General features: G+C 62.6%; 18 protein-coding genes and 1 other RNA gene. 9 read left to right on the forward strand and 10 right to left on the reverse strand.

Going from position 1 to position 15,298, the window contains the following annotated elements; translation table 11 throughout:
- Window positions 1-115 precede the first annotated feature (115 nt).
- The 3 genes from P3T17_RS20625 (at window position 116) to P3T17_RS20635 (ending at window position 2,816) form a co-directional block, all read left to right on the forward strand.
- The gene (locus tag P3T17_RS20625; RefSeq protein ID WP_429408726.1) at window positions 116-1,642 is read left to right on the forward strand and encodes a leucyl aminopeptidase; all 1,527 of its coding nucleotides are present in this window, start codon (window positions 116-118) and stop codon (window positions 1,640-1,642) included.
- 49 nt (window positions 1,643-1,691) lie between these two features.
- Window positions 1,692-2,108 (forward strand): DNA polymerase III subunit chi, encoded by a 417-nt coding sequence (locus P3T17_RS20630; protein ID WP_074265510.1) that lies wholly within the window; start codon window positions 1,692-1,694, stop codon window positions 2,106-2,108.
- Window positions 2,109-2,213: 105 nt separating this feature from the next.
- Window positions 2,214-2,816, forward strand: coding sequence for a DUF2486 family protein (locus P3T17_RS20635; protein WP_429408727.1), 603 nt, complete (start codon window positions 2,214-2,216; stop codon window positions 2,814-2,816).
- 69 nt (window positions 2,817-2,885) lie between these two features.
- Here the strand turns inward: P3T17_RS20635 and P3T17_RS20640 are convergent, their stop codons facing one another.
- Both P3T17_RS20640 and ilvD read right to left on the reverse strand, forming a co-directional pair.
- Window positions 2,886-3,212 carry a c-type cytochrome gene (locus P3T17_RS20640; protein ID WP_074265508.1) on the reverse strand — a complete coding sequence of 109 codons (327 nt, stop codon included), beginning with the start codon at window positions 3,210-3,212 and terminating at the stop codon, window positions 2,886-2,888.
- A 111-nt stretch (window positions 3,213-3,323) separates the two neighbouring features.
- Window positions 3,324-4,997 (reverse strand): dihydroxy-acid dehydratase, encoded by a 1,674-nt coding sequence (gene ilvD, locus P3T17_RS20645; RefSeq protein ID WP_429286315.1) that lies wholly within the window; start codon window positions 4,995-4,997, stop codon window positions 3,324-3,326.
- A 122-nt stretch (window positions 4,998-5,119) separates the two neighbouring features.
- Between ilvD and P3T17_RS20650 the strand changes: the two genes are divergently transcribed.
- Entirely contained in the window at window positions 5,120-6,076 is a 957-nt protein-coding gene (locus tag P3T17_RS20650) for a LysR family transcriptional regulator (RefSeq protein WP_429286314.1), read from the forward strand.
- 46 nt (window positions 6,077-6,122) lie between these two features.
- A complete protein-coding gene (gene lgt, locus P3T17_RS20655) occupies window positions 6,123-7,028 on the forward strand; it encodes a prolipoprotein diacylglyceryl transferase (RefSeq protein WP_074265505.1) in 906 nt (301 codons plus the stop codon).
- Window positions 7,029-7,127: 99 nt separating this feature from the next.
- On the opposite strand, the gene P3T17_RS20660 is transcribed toward lgt, so the two are convergent.
- From P3T17_RS20660 to P3T17_RS20680, 5 genes are all read right to left on the reverse strand, one after another.
- A complete protein-coding gene (locus P3T17_RS20660; RefSeq protein WP_429286313.1) occupies window positions 7,128-7,853 on the reverse strand; it encodes an SIMPL domain-containing protein in 726 nt (241 codons plus the stop codon).
- Window positions 7,854-8,160: 307 nt separating this feature from the next.
- Window positions 8,161-8,619, reverse strand: a complete 459-nt coding sequence (locus tag P3T17_RS20665; RefSeq protein WP_074265503.1) for an EVE domain-containing protein — start codon at window positions 8,617-8,619, stop codon at window positions 8,161-8,163.
- An 84-nt stretch (window positions 8,620-8,703) separates the two neighbouring features.
- Window positions 8,704-8,885, reverse strand: a non-coding RNA gene (gene ssrS, locus P3T17_RS20670) — 6S RNA.
- An 89-nt stretch (window positions 8,886-8,974) separates the two neighbouring features.
- A complete protein-coding gene (locus tag P3T17_RS20675; RefSeq protein ID WP_074265502.1) occupies window positions 8,975-9,289 on the reverse strand; it encodes a cell division protein ZapA in 315 nt (104 codons plus the stop codon).
- Window positions 9,286-9,657, reverse strand: a complete 372-nt coding sequence (locus tag P3T17_RS20680; protein ID WP_429408728.1) for an ATPase — start codon at window positions 9,655-9,657, stop codon at window positions 9,286-9,288. The genes P3T17_RS20675 and P3T17_RS20680 overlap by 4 nt, the downstream gene beginning before the upstream one ends.
- A gap of 410 nt (window positions 9,658-10,067) precedes the next feature.
- Here P3T17_RS20680 and P3T17_RS20685 point away from each other — a divergent pair, with 410 nt between their 5' ends.
- The 3 genes from P3T17_RS20685 (at window position 10,068) to P3T17_RS20695 (ending at window position 12,654) form a co-directional block, all read left to right on the forward strand.
- The gene (locus tag P3T17_RS20685; RefSeq protein ID WP_429408729.1) at window positions 10,068-11,111 is read left to right on the forward strand and encodes a FecCD family ABC transporter permease; all 1,044 of its coding nucleotides are present in this window, start codon (window positions 10,068-10,070) and stop codon (window positions 11,109-11,111) included.
- Entirely contained in the window at window positions 11,108-11,956 is an 849-nt protein-coding gene (locus tag P3T17_RS20690) for an ABC transporter ATP-binding protein (protein ID WP_429408730.1), read from the forward strand. The genes P3T17_RS20685 and P3T17_RS20690 overlap by 4 nt, the downstream gene beginning before the upstream one ends.
- A 281-nt stretch (window positions 11,957-12,237) precedes the next feature.
- Window positions 12,238-12,654, forward strand: coding sequence for a DoxX family protein (locus P3T17_RS20695; RefSeq protein ID WP_074265498.1), 417 nt, complete (start codon window positions 12,238-12,240; stop codon window positions 12,652-12,654).
- 69 nt (window positions 12,655-12,723) lie between these two features.
- Here the strand turns inward: P3T17_RS20695 and P3T17_RS20700 are convergent, their stop codons facing one another.
- Window positions 12,724-13,143 carry a PaaI family thioesterase gene (locus P3T17_RS20700; protein ID WP_429408731.1) on the reverse strand — a complete coding sequence of 140 codons (420 nt, stop codon included), beginning with the start codon at window positions 13,141-13,143 and terminating at the stop codon, window positions 12,724-12,726.
- A 167-nt stretch (window positions 13,144-13,310) separates the two neighbouring features.
- Here P3T17_RS20700 and P3T17_RS20705 point away from each other — a divergent pair, with 167 nt between their 5' ends.
- A complete protein-coding gene (locus tag P3T17_RS20705; RefSeq protein WP_429286307.1) occupies window positions 13,311-13,949 on the forward strand; it encodes an AAA family ATPase in 639 nt (212 codons plus the stop codon).
- A gap of 16 nt (window positions 13,950-13,965) precedes the next feature.
- Here P3T17_RS20705 and panD read toward each other — a convergent pair whose 3' ends face one another.
- Window positions 13,966-14,352, reverse strand: a complete 387-nt coding sequence (gene panD / locus P3T17_RS20710; protein WP_074265493.1) for an aspartate 1-decarboxylase — start codon at window positions 14,350-14,352, stop codon at window positions 13,966-13,968.
- Between the two features lie 38 nt (window positions 14,353-14,390).
- The gene (panC, locus tag P3T17_RS20715) at window positions 14,391-15,224 is read right to left on the reverse strand and encodes a pantoate--beta-alanine ligase (RefSeq protein WP_429408732.1); all 834 of its coding nucleotides are present in this window, start codon (window positions 15,222-15,224) and stop codon (window positions 14,391-14,393) included.
- Between the last annotated feature and the right edge of the window lie 74 nt (window positions 15,225-15,298).

A 15,298-nucleotide genomic window follows, 5' to 3' on the forward strand; every position in this document is an offset into this window, starting at 1 on the left:
GTGCCTTGGGGGTGGTCCGGGAGCATCCCGTCAGCCCCGTGCAGCCGCCGCGGGAAAAATAGCGGATAATTGCGGCTTTCATCCTAAGCCCAGATTTTATCCGAGGACAAGCGCGATGGACTTTAGCATAAAAGCCTGTGATTGGAGCAAAGGCTCCTCGAATGGGTTCCTGACTGGAAAGTCCGATTGCATCGTGATCGGCATTTTCGAGTCGCAAACGCTGTCGGGCGCCGCACTGGAGATCGATGCGGCCACCAAGGGTCTCCTGACCCGTATCGTCAAAGCCGGTGACATGGACGGCAAGAGCGGTACCACGCTGTTCCTTCATGAAGTGTCCGGTATCGGTGCTTCGCGTGTCCTGCTGGTTGGCCTCGGCAAGCAGGACGCTTTCACCCAGAAAGCCTACGGCGACGCCGTGCGGGCCGCCTGGCGCGCCATCCTGGCAACCAAGATCGTCCAGGTCACGTTTACGCTGGCCCAGTTGCCTATCCTCGAACGCTCGGCTGACTGGGCCGTGCGCTCGGCCATCCTCGCGCTGCGCGAACTGTCGTACAAGTTCACGCAGATGAAGAGCAAGCCGGATACCACGCCGAAGGCGCTCAAGCGCGTCGTATTCAGCGTCGACACCGGTGACGAGAAAGCCGCCAAGGTCGCTGCCAAGCAAGGCGCTGCGCTCGCCAACGGTATGGATTTGACGCGCGACCTCGGCAACTTGCCGGGCAACGTCTGTACTCCGACGTACCTCGCCAACACGGCGAAAAAGCTCGCCAAAGACTGGAAGCTGAAGGTCGAAGTGCTCGGCCAGAAGCAGCTCGAAGCGCTGCGCATGGGTTCGTTCCTGTCGGTTACGCGCGGCTCGGTCGAACCGCCCCAGTTCATCGTGCTGCAGTACCAGGGCGGCCCCGCCAAGGCTGCTCCGGTGGTGCTGGTCGGTAAGGGCATCACGTTCGACACTGGCGGCATTTCGCTCAAGCCGGGCGACAGCATGGACGAAATGAAGTACGACATGCTCGGCGCGGGTTCGGTTCTCGGCACCATGCGCGCGGTTGCGGAAATGGGCCTGAAGATCAACCTCGTAGTGATCGTCCCGACCTGCGAAAACATGCCGTCGGGTACCGCTACCAAGCCGGGCGACATCGTCACCAGCATGAAGGGCCTGACGATCGAAGTGCTGAACACCGACGCGGAAGGCCGTCTCATCCTGTGCGATGCGCTGACCTATGCGGAGCGCTTCAAGCCGGCAGCCGTGATCGACGTGGCAACCCTTACCGGAGCTTGCGTGATCGCTCTGGGTCACCACAACAGCGGGCTGTTCTCGAAAGACGACGCGCTGGCCGGTGAGCTGCTCGACGCTTCGCGCGAAGCGTCCGATCCGGCATGGCGCATGCCGCTCGACGAGGAATATCAGGACCTGCTGAAGTCGAACTTCGCGGACCTCGCCAACATCGGCGGACGTCCGGGCGGCAGCATCACGGCGGCGTGCTTCCTGTCGCGCTTTACCGAAGCGTACCCGTGGGCCCACCTCGACATCGCCGGCACGGGATGGAAGAGCGGCGCCGCGAAGGGTGCAACGGGCCGTCCGGTGCCGCTTCTGTCGCAGTTCCTGATCGACAGGGCCGCTGACGGTCGCACTGCACAATGATCCATCGCAGTACCGATGCGCGTGTTGAGGCGCTGAGGCGGACCCGCCGATGACGAGAATCGATTTTCACTCGAACGTCGGCGATTCGCTGTTGTACGCGTGCCGCCTCGCGCGCAAGGCGTACCTGGCCGGCCAGCCGACTGTCGTGCTGGCCGAGCCGCCGCGGCTGCGCGCATTCGACGAGCAGCTGTGGACCTTTTCGCCGCTCGACTTCGTGCCGCACTGCTACGCCGACAGCCCGCTCGCCGCGCAAACGCCGATTGTGCTGACAGCCAGTGCCGACCGGGTGCCGCACTATCAGGTTCTGCTGAATCTGGGCGCTGAAGTGCCGGCGCAGTTCGCCCGCTTCGAAAGATTGCTGGAAGTGGTCGGTAACGCACAAGACGAGTTGTCCGCGGGCCGCGAACGCTATCGCTTTTATCGCGATCGCGGCTATGCTCTAAACAACTACAAGCAGGGCGGCTAGCGTCGCCGTGCCACTGGGTCTGGACGCCGCCGCACACCGGTAGGGTCCGCGCCGGGTGGCCACGCGGCTTCGCTATATCGCCCGATTCATCGACGGAGTCTATTCGTGCCCGATTCGTCCGATACTCATTTCGACACCTCGATACCGGTCCTCGACGAGGTCCTCGTGCCGGGCAATCCCGATTACCGGCGGCCCTTCAGAGGCGCGGAGGCCGACGCTGCGCCCGTGGAGAACAGGGCTGCTGGCGAGTGGGCTGCCGCCGGCACGGCGGCTCCTGAGCATGTGCCGGACGTGGAGCCGGCTGACGGCGTAACCGTCCACAGCGTGACCCATGCCCACGTGGAGGCCTTCGAGTTGCCCGAGCCGCCGGCGCCGTTCGAACTGGCCGGCGCGCCGGAGCCTGCTCCCTTTGAGGCCACTTCGGCCTTTCACTTTGCTCGCGCGACTGCTCCCGAGCCTGTCGTGCCGGTTCGCAGCCTCGATGCCGACGTGCTGGCCGAACGTCTGCGTGGACGGTTTGCCAGTTATCTCACCGGAGAAGGGCGGTCGGTGATCGAAGCGCGCTGCCGTGATGCGCTGCAAGATCACACCACGTGGCTGGTCAACCAGATCACGCGGGAAGTCGCATTGGCGCTCGAAACGGAGATGACCGGCTGGGTGCGCGAAGCGGTCGAAGAAGAAATTGGGCGGCGTTCGCCTGAGCATTGAGCGTGTGACGGTGGCCGGGCGCCTGGCGATGGCCGCCCGCCACCCGCACCGTTAGTTAATTCGAAGGCCTTATTTCAGCGTCAGGATCCAGCTGGCGAGGATTGCGGCCTGATCGGGCGTGAGCTGGGTGTTGGCGGGCATCGGCACTTGTCCCCAGATGCCTGTGCTGCCGTCGATGATCTTATGGGCTAGGTAGGTTTCCGCGTCGGCGCGTGAAGCGTATTTGTCCGCGACGTCATGCAGAGCCGGTCCCATGAACGGACGGTTCACCGAGTGACAACTCATGCAGTTCTGCTGCTGCGCCAGCGCGAGGCCGGGTGCGGGCTCCGCCTGCGCCGGGGCGCTGGTTGCGAGAACTCCTGCAAGCGCCAGTGCTGCATACGACGTTGATTTCATTCTGGTCTCCGTCGGTGCAGGTGCCCGACTTGTGGTGGAGGCATTATAAAAGGAAAGGGGCGCACGGTTTTTTCGTGCGCCCCTTTGTGTTTCTTAAGCGTGCTCGCGGCGTTAGCCAGTCACTGCGCCCTTGTTGGCCGGCAGCGCCAACGCAGAGTACTTGGCGAGCACGCCACGCGTGTAACGCGGCTTCGGCTGTTGCCACGCCGCGCGGCGGCGTGCGAGTTCGGCGTCGTCGATGTTCAGTTGCAGCAGCAGCTTGTGTGCGTCGATGGTGATCGAATCGCCTTCCTGCACGAAGGCGATGGTGCCGCCCACGAACGCTTCCGGCGCGACGTGGCCCACTACCATGCCCCACGTGCCGCCGGAAAAGCGGCCATCGGTGATCAGGCCCACGGTCTCACCGAGCCCCTTGCCGATGATCGCTGAAGTCGGGGCGAGCATCTCCGGCATGCCGGGGCCGCCCTTCGGGCCAAGATAGCGCAGCACCACGACGTCGCCGGCCGTGATCTTGTCCGCGAGAATCGCTTCCAGCGCGCTTTGCTCGTCGTCGAACACGCGGGCAGGGCCGGTGATCACCGGATTCTTCAGACCTGTGATCTTGGCGACCGCACCGTCCGTGGCCAGGTTGCCCTTCAGGATTGCCAGGTGCCCTTCCTTGTACAAAGCCTTGTCGATCGGGAAGATCACCTGTTGGTCCGCACGCGGTTTGGCCGGCACGTCCTTCAGTTCTTCGGCGAGCGTCTTGCCTGTGATCGTGATGCAGTCGCCGTGCAGCATGCCTGCGTCGAGCAGGAGCTTCATGACTTGCGGGATACCGCCTGCCTTGTGCAGATCGGTGGCCACATACTGGCCCGACGGCTTCAGGTTGCAGATCACCGGCACCTTCTTGCGCATGCGCTCGAAGTCTTCAATGCTCCATTCCACTTCGGCCGCGTGAGCGATGGCGAGATAGTGCAGCACGGCGTTGGTCGAGCCGCCAGTGGCCATGATCACGGCTACGGCGTTTTCGATCGACTTCTTTGTGATGATGTCGCGCGGCTTCAGATCCTTCTTGACCGCTTCGACCAGCACGCGTGCCGATTCAGCCGCCGAATCCACCTTTTCCTGATCCGGATTGGCCATTGTCGACGAGTACAGCAGCGACATGCCCAAGGCTTCGAACGAAGAGCTCATCGTGTTGGCGGTGTACATGCCGCCGCACGAACCTGTGGAGGGGCATGAGTTCTGTTCGATCCCATCAAAATCTTCCTGCGACATCCTTCCCGCGGTGAATTCACCCACCGCTTCGAATGACGACACGATGGTCAGATCGACGCCTTTCCAGTTCCCCGGACGGATCGTGCCGCCATACACGTAGATGCCCGGCACATTCATGCGCGCAAGGCCGATCATGCCGCCCGGCATGTTCTTGTCGCAACCGCCGATCACGACCACGCCATCCATCCACTGACCCTGCACGCAGGTCTCGATACAGTCCGCAATGACCTCGCGCGACACCAGCGAGTACTTCATGCCCTCGGTGCCCATCGACATGCCGTCGGAGATCGTCGGCGTGCCGAAGATCTGCGGATTCGCATCAGCGCCCTTGACGGCGACGACCGCGGCGTCAGCGAGACGCTGCAGGCCCGCGTTGCACGGCGTGATGGTCGAATGGCCGTTGGCGATGCCGATCATCGGCTTGTCGAAGTCTTCCTTCTGATAGCCGAGGGCGTAAAACATCGAGCGATTCGGCGAGCGCGAGACGCCTTGTGTGATGTTCTTCGAGCGACGGTTGTACGGCATGGGGATCTCCAGGTTGTTCTTAGTCCAGTTTAGCCGGTGGTGCGTCGCGCAAGCGTGCGGTTTCTCGATGTGCGCGTCCAATATATTATTTGCAGGCCATTAGGTCGTAAAATGTATCGATCATGCTGCCCATTACGCCCGATCTGCGCCAGTTGCGCTATTTCATCGCCGTGGCCGAAGAAAAGCACTTCGGCCACGCGGCCGCCCGCCTGTCCATGACACAGCCGCCGCTGTCCCAGGCGATCCGTGCGCTGGAGGAGACGCTTGGCGTCGCGCTGTTTGCACGCACCAAGCGGTCGGTCGAATTGACCCAGGTGGGAGCCGACCTGCTGCCTGAAGTGCGGCGTCTGCTCGCCAGCGCAGAGGCGCTGCGGCCGCTCGCGCAAAGCCTCGCACGCGGCGAGGCAGGGCTGCTGTCGCTGGCGTTTGTTTCTACTGCGGATTACGGTCTGTTGCCCTCGTTGCTGCGCGACTTCGGGGCGCGTCATCCGCGTGTGCGTCTGCAGTTGACCGAGGCGACCAGCGACGTGCAGATCGAGGAACTGGTGGCCGGCCGCATCGACGCGGGGCTGGTCATTGCGCCGCTGCCGCCACGCCATGCGGCGCAATTGTCGTGGCTCCCGATCGCGCGCGAGCCGCTGGTGATCGCCATGTCGTCCGAGATGGCGGCGCGTGTTGAAGGGCGGGGCGCATCGGCCGGCGCGGAGTGGCGCGACGCGCCAATCAGCCTGCGCGATGTCGCCGATGCTCCGCTCGTGATCTTCCCGCGGCGTCTCGCGCCTGGCTTTTATGACATCATTATGGATTGCTACGGCGTCGCGGGCCTAACGCCGCGTATCGCGCAGGAGGCGATCCAGATGCAGACGATCGTGAGCCTGGTGTCGGCCGGCATGGGTGTCGCACTGGTGCCGCAATCGCTGCGTAATCTGCGCCGCACCGGCGTGGTGTACCGGCCGCTGCGCGAATCGGTGCCGGCCATCGAGACAGGACTGGTCTGGCGCACGGCGCAGGTAAGTCCGGTGTTGGCCGGCTTTATCGGTATCGTGCAGGCGCATGCGGCCACCGTCGAGTCTTGTTGAGCCTTATTGAATCCGCTTTTGAACCTGAACTGCCCATAACAACACGATGCACATTCATCCCAATTTCGACCCGATCGCCATCCATCTAGGGCCGCTCGCCGTGCGCTGGTACGGCCTGATGTACCTGGTGGCATTTATTCTGGCGATTGTCGTCGGCCGGCTGCGCCTGCGTCTGCCGTACGTCGCAGCGCAAGGCTGGACCGCCAAAGATATCGACGACATGCTGTTCTACGGCGTACTCGGCACGATCTTCGGCGGCCGTCTTGGCTACGTGCTGTTCTACAAGGCTGACTATTACTTCGCGCATCCGCTCGACATCTTCAAGGTGTGGGAAGGCGGCATGTCGTTTCACGGTGGTTTTCTCGGCGTCACGCTGGCGATGGTGCTATTCGCCTACCAGCGCGGTCGTTCGTGGCTGCAGGTCACGGACTTTGTGGCGCCGATGGTACCCACAGGGCTTGCCGCAGGGCGCCTGGGCAACTTCATCAACGGTGAACTGTGGGGCCGCGTCACCGATCCGAATGCGCCATGGGCGATGATGTTTCCGGGCGCATCGAACGACGACGCCGTCTGGCTCTCACGGCATCCGGAACTGGCCGCAAAGTGGCATCTGAACGAGATCTTCGCGCAATATCACATGCTGCCGCGGCATCCGTCGGAGCTGTATGAAATCGCGCTCGAGGGCGTCACGCTGTTCTTCGTATTGTGGTTCTTCTCGCGCAAGCCGCGTCCGCTGGGCGCCATATCTGCGGTGTTTCTGATCGGCTATGGCCTTGCCCGTTTCACGGTGGAATTCGCCCGTGAGCCGGATGACTTCCTCGGCCTGCTGGCGATGGGACTGTCGATGGGGCAATGGCTGTCGCTGCCGATGATCATCGTTGGCGTGCTCATCCTGGTGTGGGCGTATCGACGCAAGGACCGCGAAGCGGCCAAGCCGGTCGGCGCGAACTGAGCGTCCATCCAGGCGTCCAGACGGGGCTGCACCTCTGCCTGAATGACGAAACGCCACGGCATGCCGTGGCGTTTTCGTTGTATTGCGCCGAGAAGCGCGTTACTTCATCTGCACCGAACCCGACACATTCACGCTCACGGTCGACGTACCCGCTTCGAGCGGCAGCGGCGCAGCTGCTTTGGCATCAGCGCCCATGACGCGCGCGCTCATCATCATCATGGGACGCGGCATCACGCCGTTATGTCCGACGGTGACCTCGCGGATCGAATAGCTGCTATAGCCAAATGCCTGAGCACCGGCACTGGCCTGCTGCCGAAACGAGGCGATCGCTTCGCCGGTGAGCTTCTGTTCGGCGGCGCGCTGCGCTTCCGGCGAGAGCGAGAACTGCACGTTACCCACCTGCATGTTAGATGCCATCTGTCCGGCGAGCTTGGAGGCCGCGGCAAAATCATGCGACTCCAGCACGACTTCAGTGCGGCCACGCCATGCGGAGATGCGTCCGTCGCGATCGGTTGACGGAGAAATCGCAAACGATCCGGTGCGCGCGGTGACACCGCTCACGCCCTTGGCCTGACGCAGTGCTGCGTCGGCACGCTGGTTCAGCGTGCTGGTGAGCGCGGACGGGTCGCTTGCTTCCTGTTCGTAAAAGAGCGTGATGTCCACGACATCCTGCGGGACTTCGGCACTGGCTTGCGCATTCAGTGACAGCACGCCCGACGGCTCCGCCTGCGTGACGGTTTGTGCGTGGACCGCGGCGGATGCGAACGCGAGGGGAGTGGCGAGAGCCATGGCAAGTGCGATGGCTCGTGCGTTTTTTTGCGTCATTTGTATTGGACTCCTTGCTTGAGCGGTTATGCGCGATGACTCGTGCTTGAGTTCGTGCGATGACCTGCAAGAGGCCACGCACGACTGGCGCTGCGTGCCAGTAGCGGGATTGATCGTTCTACCCGATGGCATGACGCTTGCGAGCCAGTTAGGCGCACACACGGCTGTCTTGGTTCCCCAACTTGACAATTGCCTTGCTGCGACGCTCGGTCACACGAGCAACTGCGATCGCATTTGCGTCTTCAGACATGCCGCGCAAGTGCTGCGCAAACTCGCTGCACAACAAGCATGAACAGCTGCAGCCACTTCAAACAAGCCGCTTTGTGATGAAGCGCCACTCGGCCTCGGTGACCGGCGTGATCGACAGACGGTTGCCTCTGGCGAGCACACGCATGTCGGCGAGTTCAGCATGCTCGCGCAACGCAGCCAGCGGAATCAGCGGCACTTTCTTTTTGAATACGACGTCGACGAGCACCCAGCGGGGTGTCTCAGGCGTCGATTTGGGATCGTAGTACGGGCTCTTCGCATCGAACTGCGTGGGATCGGGATAGGGCGTCGACGACACCTCTGCAATCCCGGCGATGCCCGGCTCCGGACAACTCGAGTGATAGAACAGCACACCGTCGCCGATCTTCATCACGTCGCGCATGAAGTTACGCGCCTGATAGTTGCGCACGCCGGTCCACGGCAACGTGTGATGCGGTGCGTGGGCGAGGTGGTCGATGCTTGCTTCGTCCGGTTCGGACTTCATTAGCCAGTAGCGCATGAATCGAATGGAAGGTTGAATTGAGCGTTAAATTGGGCACCAAAAAGAAAAACGGCACCGGACCCATGTCCGATGCCGTTTGATAAGGTCCCCGCCTTAGCCGCTAGGCCGGCATCCTGAACCGGGAGTTCAGAATTGGTCGCAGTTAGCAGCACTTCGGGTACATCAGACAGAGTGACGCGCACACCCGTGCTGCAAATTTCCACAACCGTGCACATGGCATTGGTTCAAGGAATATATGACCTTGGCGAACCAGGCAGGGAAGCTAAACAGATTGAACTCAGACGTTTGCTGATCCTTGATCACGCACTTCGTCTGGATTCTGAATTTGACCGTACGACTACTTTAGACCTTTTTACTGCACGCTGTACTGCTGAATCACAGTACCTAGCTGTTCGTTCATCTGATGCATTGTACGCCGGATTTCCTCTGCGGGAAATGCTTCTCCATGGCGCACGCTCGATTGCAGCTTAAGCAGTTCCGATGCCAGCGAGAGCGCAGCCATGACCGCGATGCGATCGATGCCGCGCACGTTGCTGTGCGAGCGGATCTTCGACATTTCGGCGTCGACGCGTGCCACGGCTTCCAGCAGCGCAGCTTCGGTTTCCGGCGAGCAGGCGAGACGATACGGCTGGCCGAGAATCGATACTTCGATCTGCTTGGTGGTCATGCGTTTTCTCCGTGGCGGGTGACGGCGCTACCGGCTTCTTCTTCGTGATGCGCATTGAGTTCGAGCTCGGGCGCGAGAAGATCGAGCTGATTGTCCGGCTCGTTTTGAGCGCGTGCACGCGGCAATTTTTCGAGGATCGCGTTCAGGCGCACCTGGGCGTCGTCGATCTTCGCTGACAGCGCATCGCGCTCCGCTTGCAGTGCGTCGCGTTCTTCGCGCATCTGCGCAAGTTCTGCACGTGTTGCATCGGCTTCGGCGCGCACCCGGGCGAGCTGGGTTTCGAGCGCCTGACGCGCTTCGTTGTGGCGCTGACTGATCGCAATCAGTCTGCCGATATTCTGTGAAAGTGTTTCGAGTTCGGTGAGCATGTGCTGCGTCCTCTAAAGACATCGCATTTTAGCGCGGAATGTCGCAGGTTCCGACAATTGTCTCGTTTCGAGACGTAACAGCATCGCTTTGTGCAGACTTCGCTGGCGGAATCGGCCTGAACGTCCCTCCGAACCAAAAATTCATCCGTCTGTCATCGCACCAAAAGCAGCCTGCTTGACCTTTCTTGACGCGTTCTGCGGGCGCTCCTAAACTTGCGGCACTTCAGTGCCTGCGGGCAATGCGCAGGCAATTTTGTCCGGTGCATGCTGATCAATCGGAAACGGGGACGACGCCCGCCACCCAGGATTATGAGCCGGCCTACATCTGCAACATCCCGCGTCGCAACCTATGTCCCGCGCCCGGCTCGCAACAGCTATGACGTTGTGTCCGCGGCCGTGGGGCTGCGCGGATGAACCGAATCTTCGCACGCACGATGCCGGTCATGCACGCGAGACGTGCTGCAGCCATCTGGTGTGTGCTCGCCATTCTGGCGCTCGCTGTGCTGTTGGCGTCGCTTGCGCTCGGCAGCGTCCCGCTCACGCCCGCCCGGGTGTTTGCTGCGTTGATGCCGCTCCCTTCTCACTCCGGCGCACCTGCCGATCTCGCAGCAGAAATCGTGCGCTCGCTGCGTTTGCCGCGAGCGTTAGCCGGTTTCGCGTGCGGCGCGTTGCTTGCCGTCGCCGGTGCCTTGCTGCAAGTGTTATTGCGCAATCCGCTCGCTGAGCCGTATGTCCTCGGCGTATCCGGTGGTGCCGCGAGCTTCGCGCTGTTCGCGATGATGGCCGGCTGCGCGTGGTGGCTCGTCGATGCGAGCGCGTTTGCCGGGGCGTTCGTCTCGATCCTGCTGGTGCTCGGTCTTGCGCGCCGCGAATTGTGGCGTGGCGAACCGCAGGATACGTCGCCGCGTCTGCTATTGACGGGTGCCGTGATCGCAGCGGGATGGGGCGCGCTGATCACGTTACTGCTGACCCTCGCACCGGATAACCGCCTGCGCGGAATGCTGTTCTGGCTCACCGGCGATCTGAACGGTGGTGGCTTGCCCTGGATCGCACTCGCGGCGCTGGCGGTTGTGCTGGCGGCCATTCTTCCTGCTGCGCCGCAACTCAACGTGCTATTGCGCGGCGATGCGGCTGCGCAGGCATTGGGCGTCCCTGTGATGCGCCTGCGTCTGCGTGTCTACCTGGTGGCGTCGCTCGCAGCCGCTGCTTCTGTGACGACTGGCGGGACGATCGGCTTCGTAGGCCTGGTTGTGCCGCATACGTTGCGACTCGCGTTCGGCAACGATCAACGCATGCTGTTGCCCGCTGCCGCGCTTGGCGGCGGTGTGGCCGTGATGGGCGCGGATCTCGTTGCGCGTACGGTGATTGCACCCGCTCAATTGCCGGTGGGGGTGATCACGGCGCTGATCGGTGTGCCGGTGTTTCTCTGGATGCTCTTGCGCAGGCCGCGATGAGAATACATACACCACCGCCAGCGCCTTCCACTGGATCGACCCTGAGCGCGCAACAGGTGACGTTGCGCGCCGGCGAGCGCACGCTGCTCGATCGCTTCACGCATACCTTCTATCCGGGCGAAGTCTGGTGCATCGCTGGACCGAACGGTGCCGGCAAGACCACCTTGATCTCGACGCTGGCCGGTCTATCGCAGCCGGCAGCAGGCCACGTCGAACTGGACGGTTTGCGCGTCGCAGCGTGGCCGCCTGTGTCGCTCGCGCGGCGTCGTGCGTTGATGCCGCAAAGTGCGCACGACGCGTTCAGCGCCAGCGTGCTCGAGATCGTGATGCTCAACCGCTTTCCGCACCTCGCAGGCTGGGGATGGGAGCGTCCGGGCGATCGCGCGGCGGCGCATGCCGCGCTCGACCTGCTGGGACTCGCGGACTTCGCATCGCGCGACGTGCTGTCGCTCTCCGGCGGCGAACGCCAGCGCGTGGCGCTGGCCGCCGTGCTGTGCCAGGATGCACCGCTGTTGCTGCTTGATGAACCGTTGTCGCATCTCGACCTGCATCACCAGATCGACTGCCTCGAGGCGTTGACCGCCTGGGCAACGGAGCGCAAGCGCACGGTAGTGTTTTCATGTCACGACCTGAACCTTGCGCGGCGCTTCGCGACACACGGGTTACTGTTGGATGGCGTGGGCGGAGCATTCGCCGGCCCGGTGCGCGACGTGTTGACACCGGCGCTGGCGAGCCGCGCGTTCGGCTATCCCCTGATCCTGTTGCAGGACGGCGGCCATGAGGCGCTGATTCCTGCGCCGCGCGCGCACGACGCGCAGCGCGGCACCGCTGGTCCGGCGGGGTGAAGGACGAGCCCCGGTCTTCTCCGTCCCCCAGCGTCTGGCAATGCTGCGTTGCGTAGCCCGCGCTTCATGTAGTAGTACTGCGAGTCTGCTCACTGCGCACCCGCTGCCGGTCTGCGCAAGCGCGCTACCTCCAGAAAGCGGCCAGTTCGCCTGAGACTATTAACTCCTGTGCGGAAATAATCTAAGTCTGAATGGCAGTTTTTCTCACTCCATGGTTCGAATACAGTCCGGTCTATCGATGGCGCGCGTGCGTCGTCCCACTCAACTGACAAGGACTCTTGATGAACTCGAACCGTTCAGCCGATTTCGCTGCCACGCTCCTGCGTGTTGCTCTCGGCGTCTTGTATCTCGCGCACAGCCTGCAGAAGATTTTCGTTTTCACGTTGCCGGGCACCGCGCATTTTTTCGAATCACTGGGTTTGCCGGGCTGGCTCGGCTATGTCACGACGTTCGTCGAACTGGCAGGCGGCATCGCCTTGCTGCTTGGCGTGCAGGTTCGCTGGGTTGCGCTGGTGCTGCTGCCGTTCATGCTCGGCGCGATGTCCGCTCACCTGCATAACGGCTGGGGTTTCGCGTCGCCGAACGGCGGCTGGGAATATCCGGCTTTCTGGGCAGTGACGCTGGTAGTGCAGTCGCTGCTTGGCGGCGGCGTGGGCGCACTGGCCGGAGCGAAGGTGCCGCGGGCGGTGACGGCTTGAGGGTAAGTCGGCGTAGTTGATATAGAAAACCCCTCCGGACGCGGGCCGGAGGGGTTTTTCAATTGAACCTCACACCAGCACCATCTGCGTACACCGGAACAGCGCAATCGTCTTGCCGTTCGGATCGGACACAGTGGCATCCCATACCTGCGTTGTCCGTCCCAGATGCACGCCCCTGGCGACCGCCCGGATCGTCCCGTCGATGCAGGTGCCGAGGAAATTGCTCTTCAACTCGATCGTGGTGAAACTGCGCGCCGTCTCCGGCAGATGGGCAATACACGCATAGCCACAGGCCGTGTCAGCCAGGCCGATCACGCTTGCCGCATGCAGAAAGCCGTTCGGCGCCAGCAACTCGCGCCGCACGGTCAATTCGGCCGTGAGCGAACCTTCCTCGAGCGCGATCACCTGCACTCCCAGCATATCGGGCAAGCTGCCCCGCTGACGCTCCATCAGGCTCTCGATCGTGCAACCTGCGCGCAATTTGCTCATCGTATTCGCTCCTTTTTTGTAAGAATGGCAGCCCAAATGCCCCTTCGGGGTTTCGGTCCAACTCGATTTATCGATATTATCAACGGCTGGATCGACGGGGTCGACGCAAGATCAGACTAGAAGCGGCAATCCGGCTGGCGGCGCCAGCCATCTTCCCGGGAGTATTCATGACGGTAATCGTGGTGGCCAATCCGAAGGGCGGCGTGGGTAAGAGCACGCTCTCGACCAATCTGGCGGGCTATTTCGCCGCGGCAGGCGAGTGGGTCGCGCTGGCGGACCTGGACAAGCAGCACTCGGCCCACGCGTGGCTCGAACTGCGGCCCGCCACGCTGCCGCCCATCGAAGTCTGGGAAATCGACCAGGAGACGCCGGTCAAGCCGCCCAAAGGACTGGAGCACGCCGTGATCGATACGCCGGCGGGTTTGCACGGCAGCCGGCTCGGCATTGCGCTCGATCTGGCCGATAAGGTCATCGTGCCGCTGCAGCCGTCGCTGTTCGATATTCTCGCCACCCAGGAATTTCTCGAGCGGCTCGCCAAGGAAAAGGCCGTGAGGAAGGGGGGGATTGAAATCGGCGTGGTGGGCATGCGGGTCGACGCCCGCACGCGCTCGGCCGAGCAGCTGCATCGCTTTGTCGAGGGACTTGAGTTGCCCGTGCTGGGCTATCTGCGCGACACCCAGAACTACGTGCAACTTGCGGCGCACGGTCTGACGCTGTGGGATGTGGCAAAGAGCCGGGTCGAAAAGGATCTGGAGCAGTGGCAGCCGATCGTCGAATGGCTCGAACGCAAGGCTCCCAAGGCCTGATTGAAAGCGGGCCGGCTTAGGTCCAGTTCTGGGTGGGCACGTGGTCGCGGCTGCCCTTGATCTTGTTCTTGTCGTCGACGAACACCAGATCGGGCTTCCAGCCTGCCTTCAGTTCCGCTTCTTCCACCATCGCAAACGTGGCGATAATCACCAGGTCGCCCAGTTGCGCGCGCCGCGCCGCCGAACCGTTCAGCGAGATCATCCCGCTGCCGCGCTCACCCTTGATTGCGTAGGTCGAGAAACGCTCGCCGTTGTTGATGTTCCAGATATCGATGCGTTCGTTCTCGACGATATTCGCGGCTTCGAGGAGATTTTCATCAATCGCGCACGAGCCTTCGTAATGCAGCTCGCAGTGAGTCACCGCGGCGCGGTGGATCTTCGACTTCAGCATGTGACGTTGCATGACCGTTCTCTTGGGCCTTTTTCCTGGTGTTCTGTTGGTCAGATTTCGAGGTTGTCGATCAGGCGAGTGGCGCCCAGCTTGGCCGCGGCGAGCACGACGAGCGGCGCATCGATGTCCTGCGCGGTGGGCGGCAGCAGGTTCGAGCGCTTACGCACGGCGATATAGTCGGGCTGCCAGCCGCGTGCGGCCAGCGCGTCCATCGCCGCGCGCTCGATAGCCGCGAAATCCCGGTTGCCGGCCAGTACGGCATCGCGCACCCGGTTCAGTTCGGCCGCGAGCTTCGGCGCCTCGGCGCGCTCGGCGGCCTGCAGGTAGCGGTTGCGCGAGCTGAGGGCGAGGCCGTCGCTGTCGCGCACGGTTTCAGCGGCGATGATTTCCGTGGGCAGCGCGAACTGCTGGCACATCTGGCGCACGATCATCAGTTGCTGGTAATCCTTCTTGCCGAACACGGCGACGCGCGGCTGCACGCACGACATCAGCTTCATCACGACTGTGCACACGCCCTGGAAGAAGCCCGGGCGGAATTCGCCCTCGAGGATGTCGCCCAGATCGTGCGGCGGATGCACACGGTATTCCTGCGGCTCCGGATACAGATCGCGCTCGGTCGGCGCAAACAGCACGTAGACGTTCTCGCTTTGCAGCTTCTCGATATCGGCTTCGAGCGTGCGCGGATATTTGTCGAAATCCTCGTTCGGCCCGAATTGCAGCCGGTTGACGAAAATGCTCGCTACCACCGGGTCGCCATGCTGGCGCGCCAGACGCATCAGCGACAGATGCCCTTCATGCAGGTTGCCCATCGTTGGGACAAACGCAGTGCGGTTCTGGCCGCGCAACTGGTCGCGCAATTCGTGGATCGAGCTGATGACTTTCATGGTCGGACGTGTTTTCCTCGCGCGGCGCAGGACCTGGTTTGCACGATAATGGTGCATTGGGCATCATTTCGGCG

Origin of the sequence: Paraburkholderia sp. GAS82 (assembly GCF_050436285.1) — a bacterium.
Lineage (GTDB): Bacteria > Pseudomonadota > Gammaproteobacteria > Burkholderiales > Burkholderiaceae > Paraburkholderia > Paraburkholderia phenazinium_B.